This is a genomic window from Micromonospora sp. NPDC048935 (genome assembly GCF_043197875.1).
Taxonomy (GTDB): Bacteria; Actinomycetota; Actinomycetes; order Mycobacteriales; family Micromonosporaceae; genus Micromonospora.
On record NZ_JBICTZ010000001.1, the window covers coordinates 644,467 to 659,159 of the forward strand.

General features: G+C 70.9%; 13 protein-coding genes. 9 read left to right on the forward strand and 4 right to left on the reverse strand.

All coding sequences use genetic code 11. The features are described 5' to 3' along the window. Positions 1 to 80: 80 nt before the first annotated feature. Positions 81 to 830, reverse strand: coding sequence for a pyrimidine reductase family protein (locus ACGFIW_RS03400; RefSeq protein ID WP_393310709.1), 750 nt, complete (start codon positions 828 to 830; stop codon positions 81 to 83). Between the two features lie 150 nt (positions 831 to 980). On the opposite strand from ACGFIW_RS03400, the gene ACGFIW_RS03405 reads away from it, so the two are divergent. From ACGFIW_RS03405 to ACGFIW_RS03430, 6 genes are all read left to right on the forward strand, one after another. After that, positions 981 to 1,535, forward strand: a complete 555-nt coding sequence (locus tag ACGFIW_RS03405) for a plasmid pRiA4b ORF-3 family protein (RefSeq protein ID WP_393310710.1) — start codon at positions 981 to 983, stop codon at positions 1,533 to 1,535. A 231-nt stretch (positions 1,536 to 1,766) separates the two neighbouring features. Further along, positions 1,767 to 3,056 carry an ABC transporter substrate-binding protein gene (locus ACGFIW_RS03410; RefSeq protein WP_393310711.1) on the forward strand — a complete coding sequence of 430 codons (1,290 nt, stop codon included), beginning with the start codon at positions 1,767 to 1,769 and terminating at the stop codon, positions 3,054 to 3,056. A 110-nt stretch (positions 3,057 to 3,166) separates the two neighbouring features. Beyond that, complete coding sequence (locus tag ACGFIW_RS03415; protein ID WP_393310712.1) at positions 3,167 to 4,138, forward strand: carbohydrate ABC transporter permease; 972 nt, start codon at positions 3,167 to 3,169, stop codon at positions 4,136 to 4,138. A gap of 10 nt (positions 4,139 to 4,148) precedes the next feature. Further along, positions 4,149 to 4,991, forward strand: a complete 843-nt coding sequence (locus ACGFIW_RS03420; protein WP_393310713.1) for a carbohydrate ABC transporter permease — start codon at positions 4,149 to 4,151, stop codon at positions 4,989 to 4,991. Further along, positions 4,988 to 6,409, forward strand: a complete 1,422-nt coding sequence (locus ACGFIW_RS03425) for a GH1 family beta-glucosidase (protein WP_393310714.1) — start codon at positions 4,988 to 4,990, stop codon at positions 6,407 to 6,409. Before ACGFIW_RS03420 ends, ACGFIW_RS03425 begins: the two co-directional genes overlap by 4 nt. An 82-nt stretch (positions 6,410 to 6,491) precedes the next feature. Further along, on the forward strand, positions 6,492 to 7,538 hold the full coding sequence (locus tag ACGFIW_RS03430) for a LacI family DNA-binding transcriptional regulator (protein ID WP_357070177.1): 1,047 nt from the start codon (positions 6,492 to 6,494) through the stop codon (positions 7,536 to 7,538). Between the two features lie 18 nt (positions 7,539 to 7,556). On the opposite strand, the gene ACGFIW_RS03435 is transcribed toward ACGFIW_RS03430, so the two are convergent. Further along, positions 7,557 to 8,777: an acyl-CoA dehydrogenase family protein gene (locus ACGFIW_RS03435; RefSeq protein WP_393310715.1), complete on the reverse strand. Its 1,221-nt coding sequence runs from the start codon at positions 8,775 to 8,777 to the stop codon at positions 7,557 to 7,559. Then, positions 8,777 to 9,856, reverse strand: a complete 1,080-nt coding sequence (locus ACGFIW_RS03440) for a phosphotransferase family protein (RefSeq protein ID WP_393310716.1) — start codon at positions 9,854 to 9,856, stop codon at positions 8,777 to 8,779. Before ACGFIW_RS03440 ends, ACGFIW_RS03435 begins: the two co-directional genes overlap by 1 nt. Before the next feature lie 199 nt (positions 9,857 to 10,055). On the opposite strand from ACGFIW_RS03440, the gene ACGFIW_RS03445 reads away from it, so the two are divergent. From ACGFIW_RS03445 to ACGFIW_RS03455, 3 genes are all read left to right on the forward strand, one after another. Then, a complete protein-coding gene (locus tag ACGFIW_RS03445) occupies positions 10,056 to 11,780 on the forward strand; it encodes an alpha-keto acid decarboxylase family protein (RefSeq protein ID WP_393310717.1) in 1,725 nt (574 codons plus the stop codon). A 160-nt stretch (positions 11,781 to 11,940) separates the two neighbouring features. Then, positions 11,941 to 12,642, forward strand: coding sequence for an amino acid-binding protein (locus ACGFIW_RS03450; protein WP_393310718.1), 702 nt, complete (start codon positions 11,941 to 11,943; stop codon positions 12,640 to 12,642). An 89-nt stretch (positions 12,643 to 12,731) separates the two neighbouring features. Continuing rightward, on the forward strand, positions 12,732 to 13,796 hold the full coding sequence (locus ACGFIW_RS03455; RefSeq protein ID WP_393310719.1) for a GNAT family N-acetyltransferase: 1,065 nt from the start codon (positions 12,732 to 12,734) through the stop codon (positions 13,794 to 13,796). A 71-nt stretch (positions 13,797 to 13,867) separates the two neighbouring features. On the opposite strand, the gene ACGFIW_RS03460 is transcribed toward ACGFIW_RS03455, so the two are convergent. Further along, on the reverse strand, positions 13,868 to 14,674 hold the full coding sequence (locus tag ACGFIW_RS03460) for an LPXTG cell wall anchor domain-containing protein (RefSeq protein ID WP_393310720.1): 807 nt from the start codon (positions 14,672 to 14,674) through the stop codon (positions 13,868 to 13,870). Positions 14,675 to 14,693 lie beyond the last annotated feature (19 nt).

The following is a 14,693-nucleotide window of genomic DNA, read 5'->3' on the forward strand; positions in this document are numbered from 1 at the left end:
CAGGTCGCCACGCGACGCGTCGGACGACACCATCCGGCGGCACGCTCACGACGGTGGGTGTGTGCCCGGGCGACGGCGGGTTACCGGCGGGCGTGGCGGAGCAGGAGGACGCCGTCGTCGGCGGCGAGCACGTGTCGCAGTGGCAGGTGCCGTGGCGACACGCTGTGGCCCGCGGTGATCCGGCCCGGTCCCGGCCCGGCCAGCAGCGGCGAGACGGTCAGGCACAGCTCGTCGACCAGGTCGGCGGCGGTGAGCGCGCCGAGCAGGTGCGGGCCGCCCTCGCAGAGCAGTTGGGTGAGCCCGCGTCGGTGCAGCTCGGCGAGACCGGCGGCCAGGTCGACACGCCCGGTGCCGCAGCGCAGCAGGTCGGCGACGTCGGTCAGGCCGGGCGGCGGCTCCGCGTCGGCGTGGGTGAGCACGATCGGTCGCGTCGGCGCGTCGGCGAAGACGGCCTGCGTCGGATCCAGGTCCAGCGAACCGGAGACGACCACCGGCGTGGGGTAGTCGGTCAGCCCGTGGGCGCGACGCCAGGCGCGGCGGCGCTCGTTGAGGCGGACCGCCCGGTATGCCTCGTGGCGAAGCGTGCCGGCGGCCACCACGAGCGCGTCGCAGACCATCCGGAGCAGGCCGAACACCCGCTTGTCCGGCTCTCCGGAGAGCCCGGCGGAGTAGCCGTCCACGCTGACCGCGCCGTCCAGGCTGGTGACGAAGTTGACCCGGAGTCGGGGCTCGGCGTCGGGACGGCCGTAGAGGGCGGTCAGCGCGGCGTCGTCGAGCGGCTGCGTCGACGGCTCCGGCCAGAGCCGTCGGATCGGCATTCCGACGGTCATTCGCTGGCCGGACCGGTGACCGGAGGGGTCGGTTGGGCGGTACGGTGCTGGCAGTCGCACCAGTTCCGGCCCGGGCAGTCGTCATGTCGCCGGGCCCGGCACGCTCGGCAGATCATGCTCGCAGCCTAAGCCCGGGGAGGACAGGACAGCATGCCCCGTCAGATCTTCCAGCTGAAGATGTCCCTCGCCGGCGTCCGACCGCCGGTGTGGCGACGGGTGCTCGTCCCGGCCGGCTACACGCTGGACCGGCTGCACCGGGTGGCGCAGCACGCGATGGGTTGGCGAGACTGCCACCTGCACTCGTTCGAGATCGACGCCGTGCAGTACGGCGAGCCCGACCCGGACGGGGAGTTGGCGCTGCACGACGAGTTGGACGTGCGGTTGGACGCGGTGCTCGGCAAGGGCAGCCGGTTCTCCTACACGTACGACTTCACCGACTGGTGGGAGCACGACCTGGTGGTGGAGGACGCGCTGACCGTCGATCCCGACGAGCGGTACCCGCTCTGTCTGGACGGCGAGCGGGCCTGCCCACCGGAGGGTGTCGGCGGGCCACCGGGTTACCAGGCGCTCCTGGTCGCGTTGGCCGACCAGGGTGACGTGGCCGACCCTCGGCACGCGATGCTGCGCGACTGGGCGGGGGCCACCTTCGACCCCGTCCGGTTCGATGCCCGCCGCACCACCACGCTCCTGCGCCGCTTCTGCTGAGCCGGCGGTGGCGTTCGGTGGGGGGCCGAATGGCGTGTGACCTCTGGGGGAGCGTAGCGGTAACGATCTGGGAACGCTCCCATCGTCCTATTGACACTCCCGTTACCCGCCGGCAATCTCATGGGAGCGCTCCCGAGGGTGGCTTGTGTCACTCACTCATCCCCGGCCTGGCGCGATGAGCACCCCCACCACAGACCACCCAGCCTCACCACCGGAAAGAGGGGTCAGCGAATGATTGTCACCACGCGGCGTACCCGCCTGGCGGCCGCTGCCCTGGCCGCGATCACCGCAATCGGCGGTCTCGCGGCCTGCGGCAAGGACGACGACAAGCCGGCTGCCGGCGAGAAGCCCACCAAGCTGGTTGTCGATACCTTCAGCGAGTTCGGCTACGACGAGCTTGTCAAGCAGTACGAGAAGGACACCGGCATCAAGATCGAGCTGCGTAAGACCGCGCAGCTCGGCGAGTACCGGCCGAAGCTGGTCCGCTACCTGGCCACCGGCAAGGGTGCTGCGGACGTCACCGCCCTGGAAGAGGGCGTGCTCAACGAGTTCAAGGCCAACCCGCGCAACTGGGTCGACCTCGCGCCGCTGATCCCCGACCACTCCAAGGACTTCCTGCCCTGGAAGTGGGAGCTGGGCAAGGCGCCGGACGGCCGGCTGATCGGCCTGCCGACCGACGTCGGCAGCCTCGCCGTCTGCTACCGCAAGGACCTGTTCCAGGCGGCCGGCCTGCCCACCGAGCGCGACCAGGTGTCGGCGCTCTGGCCGGACTGGAAGGGCTTCCACGACGCCGGTCTGAAGTACAAGCAGGGCAGCGGCGGCAAGGCGTTCATCGACTCGATCACCGCCGTCTCCAACGGCGTGATGTTCCAGGGCAACGGTGACCTGTTCTACGACAAGGAAAACAACATCATCGCGGACACCAGCCCCGCGGTGAAGAACGCGTGGGACACCGCCACCTCGATGGCGGACATCTCCGCCAAGGCGCAGACCTGGTCGCCGGAGTGGTCGGGCGGCTTCAAGCAGGGCACCTTCGCGGCGACCTTCTGCCCGTCCTGGATGCTCGGCATCGTGTCGGACAACTCCGGTGCGGCCAACAAGGGCAAGTGGGACGTCGCGTCCGTGCCGGGCGGCGGCGGCAACTGGGGCGGCTCGTGGCTCGCGGTTCCGGAGCAGAGCAAGTACCCGAAGGAGGCGGCGAAGCTCGCCGAGTACCTGACCAACGCGAAGAGCCAGGTGGACGCCTTCAAGCTCAAGGGCCCGCTGCCCACGAACCTGGAGGCGCTGAAGAACGACGCGTTCCTCAGCTACACCAACGAGTACTTCAGCAACGCGCCGACCGGCAAGATCTTCGGTGAGAGCGTCGCCAAGATCCAGCCGACCCACCTGGGTCCGAAGCACCAGTCGGTGAAGGAGAACGCGTTCGAGCCGGCTCTGCGGGCGTTCGAGAACGGGCGGGCCGACAAGGCGAAGGCCTGGGAGCAGTTCACGAAGGACGCCAAGACCCAGGGCGCCTTCTAAGTGATTCCCTGCCGGTGGCGTTCGGGGCTTCCCGGACGCCACCGGCCGGTCCCCTCCGCGTAGCGCCCTGCGCGAGGGCCCCCGGGCCTCGCCGGAAAAAGGAAATTCGCATGAGCCTGTCGGCCACGACGGCGCCGCCGTCGCCAGCAGCACCGCCTCCTCCCGACGTCTCTTCCCGACGTAACCGGGGAAGGTTACTCAACCGTCTTGATGTCAAGTACTCGCCCTACCTCTACATCGCACCGTTCTTCCTGATCTTCGGCGTGTTCGGGTTGTACCCGATGCTGCGTACGGCGTGGATGTCGCTGCACGACTGGGACATGATCGGCGACCACTCGTTCATCGGCTTCGACAACTACACCCGGCTGGTGTCCGACGAGTACTTCTGGAACGCGCTGGTCAACACGTTCGGCATCTTCGCCCTGTCGACGATCCCGCAGCTGTTGCTCGCCCTCTTCCTGGCGAACCTGCTCAACCGGACCTTCCTGCGCGCCAAGACCTTCTTCCGGATGGCCATCTTCGTGCCGAACGTGGTGTCGGTGGCCGCGGTCGCGATCGTCTTCGGGATGCTGTTCCAGAAGGAGTTCGGCCTCTTCAACTGGTTGCTCAGCCTCGTCGGTGTCGACGCGGTCGACTGGGACGGGCAGCGGTGGAGCTCCTGGTTCGCCATCTCCTCGATGGTCAACTGGCGGTGGACCGGGTACAACACCCTGATCCTGCTCGCCGGCATGCAGGCGATCCCGAAGGACCTCTACGAGGCCGCGGCGATCGACGGTGCCAGCCCGTGGCGGCAGTTCTGGCAGATCACCCTGCCGATGCTCAAGCCCACCTTCATCTTCGTGGTCATCCTCTCCACGATCGGCGGCATGCAGCTCTTCACCGAGCCCCTGCTCTTCGCCAACGGCAACATCATCGGCGGCGACCAGCGGGAGTTCCAGACGCTGGCCATGTACATGTACGAGATGGGAATCGAGAACCTGAACACCGCCGGCTACGGAGCCGCGGTGGCCTGGGCGATCTTCATGATCATCGTCGTGGTGTCGCTGTTCAACTTCCTACTCGTCCGCCGCTCGGCGAAGTGAGGAGAAGGCGATGACCTCGGCTTCCCAGCGCCTCTGGCGCACCAGTCCGCTGACCTACGTGGCGCTCGTCCTGGCGGCGCTGCTGTCGATCTACCCGTTCTACTACATGCTGGTGATCGCCACCCGCAGCCTGGACTCCATCAACGACGTCCCGCCACCGGTAACCCCCGCCGGCGCGTTCGGTGACAACTTCGGGCGGGTGCTCGACAACGACGCCGCCAACTTCTTCACCGGCATGCTCAACTCGATCATCGTCTCCTCGGTGGTCACCGTGTCGGTGGTGCTCACCGGTTCGCTGGCCGGGTTCGCCTTCGCCAAACTGCGGTTCCGGGGCAGCAACGCCCTCCTGCTGGCGATCATCGTCACCATGATGATCCCGACCCAGATGGGGCTCATCCCGCTCTGGGGCATGATGCAGGACCTGGGGTGGTACGACACGCTCTACGCGGTCACCGTGCCGTTCCTGGTCAGCGCTTTCGGCGTGTTCATGATGCGGCAGTACGCCAGTCAGGCCATCTCCGACGAGCTGATCGAGGCCGGTCGGGTCGACGGGGCGAGCACGTTCCGGATCTACTGGAGCATCGTGCTGCCCGCGCTGCGCCCCGCCGCCGGCGTCCTCGGTCTGCTGACCTTCATGGAGACCTGGAACTCGTTCATCTGGCCGTACGCCATCCTCACCCCGGAGAACCCGACCCTGCAGGTGTCGCTCTCCTTCCTGTCGTACGCCTACTACACCGACTACTCCCAGGTGTTCGCCGCCACCGCGATCGGCACCATCCCTCTCGTGCTCGTCTTTCTCGTGTTCGGCCGCCAGATCATCGGCGGCATCATGGAAGGTGCCGTCAAGTCGTGAGCAACCCCGCCAGCCCCAACGCCGTCGACGTTCTCGACGACCGTCCCGGGCTGACCTTCCCACCCGGTTTCCTGTGGGGGGCCGCGACCGCGGCATACCAGATCGAGGGGGCGGCGGCCGTCGACGGCCGTACCCCGTCGATCTGGGACACCTTCAGCCACACCGACGGTCGGGTCGTCGCCGGGCACACCGGCGACGTCGCGTGCGACCACTACCACCGGCTCGGCGACGACGTCGCGTTGATGGCCGAGCTGGGCCTCAAGTCGTACCGTTTCTCGGTCTCCTGGTCCCGGGTGCAACCCGGCGGCGTCGGCGCGGCCAACCCGCAGGGGTTGGACTTCTACCGGCGACTTGTCGACGAGCTGCTGGCCAACGGCATCGAGCCGTGGCTGACCCTCTACCACTGGGACCTGCCGCAACCGCTGGAGGACGCCGGCGGCTGGCCGGCCCGGGACACCGCGGCCCGCTTCGCCGACTACACCACGCTGGTCGCCGACGCGCTCGGTGACCGGGTGCGCTACTGGACCACGCTGAACGAGCCGTGGTGCTCCGCGTTCCTCGGCTACGGTTCCGGCGTGCACGCGCCGGGCCGCACCGACGGGGCGGACGCGGTGCGCGCCGGGCACCACCTGATGCTCGGTCACGGCCTGGCCGTGCAGGCACTGCGGGCCGCCCGGCCGGCCGCCGAGGTGGGCGTGACTGTCAACCTCTACCCGGTCGACCCGGCCAGCGACACCCCTGCCGACCGGGACGCCGCACGGCGCATCGACGGGTTGGCCAACCGGTTCTTCCTCGACCCGCTGCTGCGCGGGTCGTACCCGGAGGACCTGGTTGCCGACCTCAGCACCGTGACCGACTTCGCCCACGTGCGCGACGGCGACCTGGCGACCATCTCCACGCCGCTGGACCTGGTCGGGGTCAACTACTACAGCCGGCACGTGGTCGCCGCACCGGCCGAGGGCGTCGAGGCCGACTCGGCACCCTCGTGCTGGCCGGGCAGCGAGGACGTCCGGTTCGTCACGCGGGGCGTCCCGGTCACCGACATGGGCTGGGAGATCGACGCCCCGGGCCTGGTCGAGACCCTGCGCCGGGTGCACGAGTACACCGACCTGCCCCTCTACGTCACCGAGAACGGCTCCGCGTTCGTCGACACGGTGGTCGACGGGCAGGTCGACGACGTCGACCGGCTGGCCTACTTCGACGCCCACCTGCGCGCCGCGCACGAGGCGATCGACGCAGGAGTGCCTCTGCGGGGATACTTTGCCTGGTCGTTGATGGATAATTTCGAATGGGCCTGGGGCTACACCAAGCGGTTCGGCATGATCCACGTCGATTACGACACTCAGGTCCGCATTCCCAAGTCCAGCGCCAAGTGGTACGCCTCGGTGATCCGGCGCAACGGTCTGGCCGCACAATAGGCTCGGGCCAGCCATCAGGACGGCCCCGGCGTCCACCTTCCGCAGGTGGCGCCGGGTCCGCCCGCCGTCGGAGGAGCAGACGATGACAACGCAGCGCACCCGGTCACTCGGGCGTCCGACCCTCGATGCGGTCGCGGCACGCGCCGGTGTCGGTCGGGGCACGGTCTCCCGCGTGGTCAACGGCTCGCCGCAGGTCAGCCCGGAGGCCCGGGCCGCCGTCCAGCAGGCCATCGCCGAGCTGGGGTACGTGCCGAACCGCGCCGCCCGTGCGCTCGTCACCCAGCGGACCGACTCCGTCGCGCTCGTGGTGTCCGAGTCCGGTGAGCGGGTCTTCACCGAGCCGTTCTTCGCCGCCATCGTCCGGGGCATCAGCTCCGGCCTGCTGGAGACGCCGATGCAGCTCTGGCTGGCCATGGCGCAGTCGCCGGTGGAGCGGGAGCGGGTCGAGCACCACCTGACCAACCAGCACGTCGACGGCGTACTCCTGCTGTCGTTGCACGACTCCGACCCGCTGCCGACGCTGCTGGAGGAGCGCGGCCTGCCCGCCGTGCTCGGCGGTCGGCCCGCCCGGATGCTGCAACCGGGCGCCCAGCCGGCGTGGTTCGTGGACGTGGACAACGTTGGCGGGGCCCGGCAGGCGGTGGAGTACCTGGCGAGGCAGGGGCGACGTCGCATCGCCACCATCGCCGGCACCCAGGACATGGGTGTCGGCCTGGCCCGTCTGGCCGGCTACACCGAGGCGGTCAAGGCCACCGGGGCCGGTGTCAACCCCGACCTGATCGCGTACGGGGACTTCAGCGAGGGCAGCGGCGCGATCGCTATGCGCCGACTGTTGGACGCCTGCCCGGATCTGGACGCGGTGTTCGTCGCGTCCGACCTGATGGCGTTCGGCGCACTGCGTACGCTGCGGGAGGCCGGCCGGCGGGTGCCCCAGGACGTCGCGGTGATCGGCTTCGACGACGCGACGATCGCCCTCCGGGCGGACCCGCCGTTGACCACGGTCTTCCAACCGGTGGAGGAGATGGGCCGGCAGATGGCCCGTCTGCTGGTGGCCCGGATCCGCGGCGAGGCCCTCCCGGCCCCCCACATCCTCCTGGACACCCAACTGGTCCACCGCGCCTCCGCCTGACCCCACCCCGCGCGTGCGTCAGGTGGGGGCGGGGGCCCAGCGGCGCAGTTCGCGCTTGGCCAGGGAGTTGCGGTGGACCTCGTCGGGGCCGTCGGCCAGGCGCAGGGTGCGGGTCTGTGCCCAGAGTGCGGCCAGGGGAGTGTCCTGGCTGACGCCCGCGCCGCCGTACCCCTGGATGGCCTTGTCGATCACCCACTCCGCCATCGCCGGGGTGCCGATCTTGATGGCCTGGATCTCGGTGTGTGCGCCCTTGTTGCCGACGGTGTCCATCAGCCAGGCCGTCTTGAGCACCAGGAGCCGGGCCTGCTCGATGCGCACCCGTGACTCGGCGATCCACTCCCGGACCACGCCCTGCTCGGCGAGGGGCCGGCCGAACGCGATCCGCCCGAGCGCCCGCTTGCAGAGCAGTTCCAATGCCCGCTCAGCCATTCCGATCAATCGCATGCAGTGGTGGATCCGGCCCGGGCCCAGTCGCGCCTGGGCGATGGCGAAGCCGGTGCCCTCGGCGCCGATCAGATTCTCCGCGGGCACCCGGACGTCGGTGAAGTCGATCTCGGCGTGCCCGCCGTGCGACCCGTCGGTGTAGCCGAAGACGGTCATGCCCCGGCGCACGGTCACCCCGGGGGTGTCCCGGGGGACCAGCACCATGCTCTGCTGGCGGTGCCGGTCGGCGGCCGGGTCGGTCTTGCCCATCACGATGAAGATCTCGCAGCGCGGGTCCATCGCGCCGGATGACCACCACTTGCGGCCGTTGATCACGTACTCGTCGCCGTCGCGGGTGATCCGGGTGGCGATGTTCGTGGCGTCGGAGGACGCGACGTCCGGTTCGGTCATGCAGAACGCGGAGCGGATCTCGCCCTCCAGCAGCGGCATGAGCCACCGCTCGCGCTGCGCGTCCGAGCCGAACTCGGCGAGCAACTCCATGTTGCCGGTGTCCGGTGCCGCGCAGTTGACCGCCTCCGGTGCCAGGTGCGGGCTGCGCCCGGTCAGCTCTGCCAGCGGAGCGTACTGCAGGTTGGTCAGCCCGGCGCCGTAGCGCGGGTCGGGCAGGAACAGGTTCCACAGGCCGCGCTTGCGGGCCTCCGCCTTCAGCTCGGCCAACACCGGGGTACGCGACCACGGGTCACCGGCGGCCACCTGCTCGGCGTGCACGGCCTCGGCCGGGTAGACGTGCTCGGTCAGGAACCGGGTCAGCTCGTCGCGCAGCTCCTCGGTCCGGCTGTCGTATGAGAAGTCCATCACCGCTCCCTGGCAGCGGTCAGCCCGTGCGCGACCAGCGGTGCCACCATCTCGCCGATCCGGTCGAAGCCCTCGCCGAGCGTCTGCCCGAGCGTGTGGCGGTAGTGGATGCCCTCGCAGATGACCGCGAGCTTGAAGCAGCCCAGCGCCACGTGCCAGTGCAGCGGGCCGACGTCCACGTCGCTGCGCCCGGCGTACCTGTCGATCAGCTCGTCGCCGGTGGGGAAGCCGGCGCGCGGGCCGAGCCCGTCGGCGACGGGGTTGCCCTCGGCCGTGTCGCTGCCGCCGAGCACGTCCCAGTACGTCAACAGGAGCCCCAGGTCGGCGAGCGGGTCACCGAGGGTGGCCATCTCCCAGTCGAGGACGGCGTGCACGGCCACCGGGTCGGCCGAGGCGAGGAGGTTGTCCAACCGGTAGTCGCCGTGCACGATCCGGCCGGTGTTCGCCCCCTCCGGGGCGGTGGCCGCGAGCAGGTCCCGCAGCTCGTCGATGCCGGGCAGCTCGCGGCTGCGGGAGCGGTCGAGCTGCCCGCCCCAGCGGCGGACCTGCCGGGCCAGGTAGCCCTCCGGGCGGCCGAAGTCAGCGAGCCCGACGGTGGCCGGCTCGACGCCGTGCAGGGCGGCGAGGGTGTCCATCATCGTCATGGCCAGGGCCCGGCGTCGCTCGTCGCCAAGCGGGTCGGTCTGCGCCCGGGTGCGGAACACCTCGCCGGGCATCCGCTCCATCAGGTAGAACGGCGCGCCGATGACCTCCGGGTCGGTGCAGAGCAGCAGCGCGCCCGGAACCGGCACCTCGGTCGACGCCAGCGCGGAGATGACCCGGAACTCGCGGGCCATGTCGTGCGCGGTCGCCAGCACGTGCCCCAGCGGAGGGCGGCGCAGCACGACCTCCCGGTCGCCGAGGCGCAGCAGGTAGGTGAGGTTGGACTTGCCGCCCGCGATCAGCTCGGCCCGCGGCGGCCCGACCGCCAGCTCGGGCCGGTGCTCGGCCAGATAGTGGGCGAGGCGGTCCAGGGCCAGACCCGCGGGTGAGGCCGGGACGGCCTTCGGCCGCGACGCATCGACGGCCGGATCACTCATCCGACTAGTTGATGGGAGGCCGTTCACGTTGTCAAGGTCAGATACGCCTGACGTGTCGTCCTCAGCGCTTCGGCCGTGCGGACGTCGCGCCGCCACCGGTCGGGCCACCGGGCGGACAATCACCCGTCTTGCGGCAATTGCCTGGATATTGTCTTCATGGCGGCCGTGGCATCGGTCTCCGGAGCGACGGGAGGCCATCGTGGTGAAGGCGGGCAAGGGTACGACGACGGTCGGCGAGTTGTTGCTCAGCCGGCTCTACGACCTCGGGGTACGCCATGTCTTCGGCCTGCCGGGGGACTACAACATGGATTTCCTCGATCAGATCGAGGCGTTCGACGGGATCGAGTGGGTCGGCAGTTGCAACGAGCTCAACGCCGGCTACAGCGCCGACGGATACGCCCGCCTCGGCGGCGTGGCCGCGATCCTCACGACGTTCGGTCCCGGTGAGCTGTCGGCGGTCAACGCGCTGGCCGGGGCCATGGCGGAGTCGGTGCCCATCGTCTCGATCGTCGGCGGTCCGACCGAGGAGATCATGCGGCAGCGCACCTCCATGCACCACTCGCTCGCCGACGGGGACTTCGAGCACTGGATGCGGGTGGCCCGCGAGGTGACCGTCGCCCAGACCTCGCTGACCGCGCAGAACGCTCTGGGGGAGGTCGACCGGGTGCTCACCGAGTGCTGGTCGCAGCAACGTCCGGTCTACGTCCGGATGCCCGGCGACGTGGCCCACGCCGAGGTCGCCGAGCCGGAGCGACCGTTCACCCGCCCCGCGCCGGTCGTCTCGCCCGGGCAGCTCGACGCCTTCGCCACCGCCGCCCGGCGGCTGCTCGCCGATGCCGAGCGGCCCGCCATGCTGGTGGGAAACCTGCCGATCCGCTTCGACCTCGGCGCCGCCGTCACCGCCATGGCCGCCGACCGGAACTGGCCGGTCGCCGCGCATTCGCTGGGACGGGGACTGCTCGACGAGTCCAACCCCCACTACGTCGGCGCCTACAACGGCGGTGACAGCGTCGACGAGGTCCGTGCGGTCGTGGAGGGCGCGGACGCACTGGTCTGTGTGGGCACCACGTTCTTCGACTGGGACGGCCTGTTCACCGCCGACATCAGGGTGGACCGGGTCATCAGCCTGCACCGCGACGCCGCCGTCGTCGCCGGCACCCGCTTCGCCCCGGTCGCCCTGCCGGCGGCGCTGCGGTGCCTGCACGAGATCGCCCCGAAGCGTACGGCGAAATGGTCACGCGCGCCGCTGCTGGCGGCCGACCCACCCGCACTCGACCCGTCGAGCAACGAACCGATCCGGCAGGCACGGCTCTGGCCGGCGATCCAGAGCATGCTGCGCGAGGGGGACATCTTCGTCCCGGAGACCGGCACCCCGTCCTTCGGCACGGCGACGATGCGCCTGCCCGCCGACGTCACCGTCGTGTGGCCGCCCATCTGGGGCTCGATCGGCTACGCCACCCCGGCCGCCTTCGGCGCCGCGGTGGCGGCACCGGATCGACGGACGGTGCTGGTGACCGGCGACGGATCACTGCAACTGACCGTGCAGGAGATCAGCCGAATGCTCGCCAGTAACCAACGTCCGATCATCATCGTGGTCAACAACGGCGGCTACACCGTCGAACGGGCAGTCGACGGGCGGCACCAGCCGTACAACGACATTGACAACTGGCGGTACACGGAACTGCCCGCGGTGTTCGGACGGGACAGGGGCTTCACCGCCCACGTCGCCCGGACCGAAGGCGAGCTCGCCGCCATCCTGGCCGGCATCGACGGCCCTCCGGCCCAGTTGACCCTCATCGAGGTGGAGACCGACCCACTGGACCTGCCCACCGGCATGCCCCAGTGGGGTCGGGAGACCTCCGCCGCGGACTACCACGCACAGCTCGCCTCCACACCGGTCCTGCCTCTGGGTGGGCTCCCCTGAGCGTCGGCGTCCGCTTTCTCACCTACCGGAACCAGTCGGTCGCCATTCGTGAATTTCCCCTCGGGACATGCCTCTGCAACAGGGACGAAATGGTCAACCGGCAGGCTGTATCGCATCCTGCCGGTGGCTTGTCGCCGGCCCGCCAAGCGGAGGGACAGACATGTTGCTGCGAGTTCGGGTCACCCTGCCGGACCGTCCGGGCACGCTCGGCCAGGTCGCCCGCACGTTGGGCGTCTCCGGGGCGGACATCGTCCAGGTGGTGGTCCTCGAACGACTCGGCGGGCGCGCGGTGGACGACTTCACTGTCGTCTGGCCGGGTGCCGCCCGGGTGGAGCGGCTGCTTGCCGGCCTCGCGGCGATTCCGGGCGTGCGGGTGGACGGTGTGTGGCGGGCGATCGGCGCGCCCACCACCACCGGTCAGGACGCGGAGCTGTTGGCCCAGGTCGCGGCCAACCCGGTCGACGGGTTGGCCACCCTTGTCGACGCGGTGCCCGGGCTGCTGGCGGCCGACTGGGCCGTCGCCGCCGTGGTGCCCGTCGACTGGGCCTCCCGGACGGGGGGCGGCGGGGCGACGGTGGCGCACGCGAGCTGGCGTACTCCCGTGCCCCTGCGGTTGCCGGAGGTGACCCCGCTGCGCGGTCGTTCGATGACCACGCCCGACGGCACCCACCACGCGATCGCGCCGTTCGGCCGGGCGGGCCTGGTGCTGGTGGTGGGCAGGGAATACAGCGACACCCTCTGCGCCGCCAACTTCCACAGCACCGAGGTCGACCGGCTCACCCAGCTGGTCCGGGCCAGTGCGGTGATCCTCGGCGATCGGCTGGACCTGGTCGGCGCGCCGCCGGTGGTCGCCGGCCCCTGACCGGCCGGCGAGTTCCCGGGCGCGACACCGCCGGGCAATCGCGCGGCAACAGCCGGCGACGAGGCTCTGCGGTGGGAAGGGAGCCAACCATGACGTTGTGGCGGATTCGGGCAACTGTGGACGACCGGCCGGGTTACCTGTCGGTGCTCACGGCGAGCCTCGCGCTGCGCGGGGTCAACATCCTCACCGTGCAGGTGCAACCCACCGAGCAGGGCGCGGTGGACGACTTCCTGGTCGACGCGCCCGACGCGCTCGACGAGGCGGGCCTGATCGCCGCCGTCGAGCGCGGTCGGGGCCGGGACTGCTGGGTGGCGCGCAGCGAGGCGCGCGGCCTGGCCGACCAGCCCACCCGGGTGCTCGGGCTGGCCAACCGGCTGGTGCGCGACCCGGACGCGACGGGCGAGGCGTTGCGAACCCTGCTCGGCGCCGACTCGGTCACCTGGCGACCCGCGCCGACAGGCGTCGACCGGGGGATCACCGACGCCACCATGACGCTGGCCGACCCGGCGGGCGGCTCGTTCGCGCTGCGCCGGGCCGCGCCCGCCTTCACCCCGGCGGAGTACGCGCGGGCGCAGGCCCTGGTCGAGCTGGCCGCGACCGTGGCGCGTCGGGCCGCGGAACAGGTCACCCTGGTGCTGCCCGACGGGGCCGAGGTGGCCGTCCGGCCGGGCTGCGCGCACGACCTGTCCGGCGTCGTCGAGCTGCACGAGGGGTGCTCCGCCCGGAGCCGGCACCGGCGTTACCTGGGCGGGGCGCTGTTGCCGCAGCCGGCCCGACTGCGCCGGCTGCTGGAGCCGGGGCGAGGGCTGACGCTTGTCGCCACGACCACCGGTGCCGACGGTGCGGGTGAGTCGGTGGTCGCCATGGCGAACCTGCTCGGCGAGGGTGACGAGGCGCAGGTGGCGCTGTTGGTGCGCGACGACTGGCAGCGGCGGGGGCTCGGCTCGGCGTTGCTGCGCCGGCTGGTCCGGCACGCCGACGCGGCCGGGTACGCGGCGTTGGTGCTGCACGTCCAGGCGGAGAACACTCCGATGCTGCGGACGCTGCGGCGACTGGACCGGCCCAGCTCGGTCCAGTGCGACGGCGCGCTGCTCACCCTCACCGTTCCTCTCGCTCTGGCCGCCAGGTCGGACCGGCAGGGCGTGGCCTCCTAGGGCCCTGCGCGCGAAACGCCCACGACCGGCCGCCGGAGTGACGTTCGGGGCCGGTCGTGGGCGTTCGTCGGTCAGCTGGTGAAGGTGATCCGGTCGCGACGGCGACGCATCATCAGCAGGGCGCCGCCGCCGATCAGGGCGACACCGCCGAGTGCGAGGGTGGTGACGGCCACGCCGGTGAGCGGGAGGCTGGCCCCGTTGTCGCCGCCGCCCGCGCCTCCCGGGGTCGAGGCTGAGCCGCCGGCTGCCGGCGACTCCGACGGCGGGACCGACTCCGACGGCGGGACCGACTCCGACGGCGGGACCGAGCCCGTCGGCGTCGACGTGGCCGGGGTGGTCGGCGTCGGCGAGCCCGTGGTGGGCGTCGGCGTCGGGGTCTTCGTGGTCGGCGTCGGGGTCGGCGACGCGGTGGTGCCGGCACCGGCGCACGTGTGGCTGAGGTTGAACCTCTCACCCTCGCCGCTGACGAGCGCGCTGCCGCCGGTCAACGTCCATCCCGCCGGGGTGAAGAGATAGGCGTGCTTCACCTGCTTGTCGCCGCCGCCGTTGGCGGACAGGAAGTCGGTGTAGGGATCCGTGGGGTTCGGCACGGTCACCGTCACCGAGACGCCCGCTCGGTCCTTGAAGGTCAGAGTCAGGCTCTGGAAGTCACCGGCCCGCCTGGTGGGCAGCACGAAGTGCCAACCGTCCTGATTGGTGGGTCGCGTGCCGAACTTGGGGTCCTGGCACTCCTGCTGGAACGTCCCCGCCGTCGCGCCGGCATGCGCGGGGTTGAGGGGAACGACGCTCGACGCCCAGGCCGGGGAGGCGATGGCGAGAACGGCCGTGGCGGCGGCGGTGGAGACGGCTGCGCGCGTCAGGCGCCGACGCAGTGGCATGAGGATTCCGCCGGTATTG

What these genes read in the sequence shown, in the direction of transcription:
- ACGFIW_RS03400 (WP_393310709.1), bottom strand. Translation starts at nt 830, where the DNA reads ATGACCGTCGGAATGCCGATCCGACGGCTCTGGCCGGAGCCGTCGACG.
- ACGFIW_RS03405 (WP_393310710.1), top strand. Translation starts at nt 981, where the DNA reads ATGCCCCGTCAGATCTTCCAGCTGAAGATGTCCCTCGCCGGCGTCCGA.
- ACGFIW_RS03410 (WP_393310711.1), top strand. Translation starts at nt 1,767, where the DNA reads ATGATTGTCACCACGCGGCGTACCCGCCTGGCGGCCGCTGCCCTGGCC.
- ACGFIW_RS03415 (WP_393310712.1), top strand. Translation starts at nt 3,167, where the DNA reads ATGAGCCTGTCGGCCACGACGGCGCCGCCGTCGCCAGCAGCACCGCCT.
- ACGFIW_RS03420 (WP_393310713.1), top strand. Translation starts at nt 4,149, where the DNA reads ATGACCTCGGCTTCCCAGCGCCTCTGGCGCACCAGTCCGCTGACCTAC.
- ACGFIW_RS03430 (WP_357070177.1), top strand. Translation starts at nt 6,492, where the DNA reads ATGACAACGCAGCGCACCCGGTCACTCGGGCGTCCGACCCTCGATGCG.
- ACGFIW_RS03435 (WP_393310715.1), bottom strand. Translation starts at nt 8,777, where the DNA reads ATGGACTTCTCATACGACAGCCGGACCGAGGAGCTGCGCGACGAGCTG.
- ACGFIW_RS03440 (WP_393310716.1), bottom strand. Translation starts at nt 9,856, where the DNA reads ATGAGTGATCCGGCCGTCGATGCGTCGCGGCCGAAGGCCGTCCCGGCC.
- ACGFIW_RS03450 (WP_393310718.1), top strand. Translation starts at nt 11,941, where the DNA reads ATGTTGCTGCGAGTTCGGGTCACCCTGCCGGACCGTCCGGGCACGCTC.
- ACGFIW_RS03455 (WP_393310719.1), top strand. Translation starts at nt 12,732, where the DNA reads ATGACGTTGTGGCGGATTCGGGCAACTGTGGACGACCGGCCGGGTTAC.
- ACGFIW_RS03460 (WP_393310720.1), bottom strand. Translation starts at nt 14,674, where the DNA reads ATGCCACTGCGTCGGCGCCTGACGCGCGCAGCCGTCTCCACCGCCGCC.